Source organism: Ilumatobacter nonamiensis YM16-303 (genome assembly GCF_000350145.1).
Classification (GTDB): Bacteria; Actinomycetota; Acidimicrobiia; order Acidimicrobiales; family Ilumatobacteraceae; genus Ilumatobacter_A; species Ilumatobacter_A nonamiensis.
The window spans coordinates 1-2,093 of record NZ_BAOL01000263.1; the positions used below are offsets into that span (position 1 = coordinate 1).

At 65.7% G+C, this 2,093-nt stretch carries 2 protein-coding genes; both read left to right on the top strand.

Going from position 1 to position 2,093, the window contains the following annotated elements:
- Positions 1-76: 76 nt before the first annotated feature.
- The gene (locus ON45_RS19265) at positions 77-1,069 is read left to right on the top strand and encodes a 3-isopropylmalate dehydrogenase (protein WP_040496189.1); all 993 of its coding nucleotides are present in this window, start codon (positions 77-79) and stop codon (positions 1,067-1,069) included.
- 61 nt (positions 1,070-1,130) lie between these two features.
- Positions 1,131-2,048, top strand: coding sequence for a branched-chain amino acid transaminase (locus tag ON45_RS19270; protein WP_040496191.1), 918 nt, complete (start codon positions 1,131-1,133; stop codon positions 2,046-2,048).
- Positions 2,049-2,093 lie beyond the last annotated feature (45 nt).

Consider the following 2,093-nt stretch of genomic DNA (forward strand, 5'->3'; position numbering starts at 1 on the left):
TCTCGTGAACAGTTCGCGCACGGAGCGCTGGAGAAGTTCACGAGAACGCAGTGGTCCCTTTAGCCTGCTGCGCACTATGGCGCACAACATTGCAGTGATCGGCGGCGACGGGATCGGACCGGACGTGACGGCCGAGGCGGTCAAGGTGATCCGGGCGGCCGGTGTCGACATCGCCACGACCGATTTCGACCTCGGTGGATCGCGCTACCTGAAGGACGGCGAGATCCTGTCCGACGAGACGCTCGACGAACTGCGCGCGTTCGACTGCATCCTCCTCGGAGCGGTCGGAACCCCGGACGTCCCCCCGGGCGTGATCGAGCGCGGACTGCTGCTGAAGATGCGCTTCGAACTCGACCTCTACATCAACCAGCGGCCGTTCGTCGGCACCGCACCCGGTGGCACCGAGCCACATGATTTCGTGGTGATCCGCGAGAACACCGAGGGCCCGTACGTCGGCGAGGGTGGTTCGCTCCGTGAGGGCACCCCGCAGGAGGTGGCCACGCAGGGTTCGTTCAACACCCGTTTCGGCGTCGAACGGTGTGTTCGCCACGCGTTCGAACTGGCGTCCACCCGCGAGCGCAAGCACCTCACGCTCGTCCACAAGACCAACGTGCTGCAGTTCTCCGGTTCGCTCTGGCAGCGCACGTTCGACGAGGTCGCAACGGAGTACCCGCAGGTCGACACCGCCTACAACCATGTCGACGCGGCGTGCATCTACTTCGTGCAGGATCCGCACCGCTACGACGTGGTGGTCACCGACAACCTGTTCGGCGACATCCTCACCGACCTCGGGGGAGCGGTGTCCGGTGGCATCGGTCTCGCCTCGTCGGCGAACCTCAACCCAGACCGCACCGGTCCTTCGATGTTCGAACCGGTCCACGGTTCGGCGCCCGACATCGTCGGCCAGAACAAGGCGAACCCGACCGCCTCGATCCTGTCCGCGGCGTTGATGCTCGACTTCCTCGGAGAGACCGACGCCGCCGCTCGGATCCGTACGGCGTGCGACGAGGCAGGCACCGGCAGTACCACCGACGTCGGTGACATGATCGCCGCCCGCGTGGGAAACTGACCCCAACACACCGTCGTGCCAAACGGTGTCAGACACCGTTTGGCACATCCGAGGAGGACCGATGCCCATCACCGCAACCGACAAGATCTGGATGAACGGCGAGCTCGTCGATTGGGACAAGGCCCAGGTCCACGTGCTCACGCACGGCCTGCACTACGGAAGCGGCGTGTTCGAGGGGATCCGGGCGTACGAGACCGCCGACGGTCCCGCGATCTTCCGGTTGACCGAGCATATCCAGCGGCTGTTCAACTCGGCGAAGATCCTCGGAATGGAGATCCCCTACACCGTCGATCAGTTGATCGACGCGTCGAAGGAGACGGTTGCCTCGACGGGACTGTCGGAGTGCTACATCCGCCCGATCGCGTACCTCGGCTACGGCGAGATGGGGTTGAACACGCTGCCCTGTTCGGTCGACGTCGCGATCGCCTGCTGGCCGTGGGGTGCCTACCTCGGCGACGACGCGGTCACGAAGGGCGTGCGACTGAAGACGTCGTCGTGGACGCGCCACGACCACAACACGATGCCGCCAGCCGCGAAGACGACCGGCAACTACGTCAACTCGTCGTTGGCGAAGGTCGAGGCGATCAAGGCCGGCTACGACGAAGCGGTGATGCTCGCGCCGAACGGGCTCGTCGCGGAGTGCTCGGGCGAGAACATCTTCGTGGCCCGCCACGGGAAGCTGATCACGCCGCCGCTGTCGGCCGGAGCGCTCGAGGGGATCACCCAGAGCAGTGTCCTGACGATCGCTCGTGACCTGGGGTTCGACGCCGTCATCGACAACCTCGCCCGCACCGACCTCTACGTTGCCGAGGAGGCGTTCGTCTGCGGTACGGCGGCCGAGGTCAGTTCGGTGAACTCGGTCGACGACCGCGACATCGATTGTCCCGGTCCGATGACGTCCGCGATCGCCGAGACGTACCACCGGGCCATCCGCGGCGAGATCGACGAGTACCGCCACTGGTGCGAGCTCGCCAGCTGACCCCGGCCCATCCACCGTTCTCGTGAACAGTTCGCGCACGGAGCG

Coding starts and splice junctions, on each gene's coding strand:
- ON45_RS19265 (WP_040496189.1), top strand. CDS start 77: ATGGCGCACAACATTGCAGTGATCGGCGGCGACGGGATCGGACCGGAC.
- ON45_RS19270 (WP_040496191.1), top strand. CDS start 1,131: ATGCCCATCACCGCAACCGACAAGATCTGGATGAACGGCGAGCTCGTC.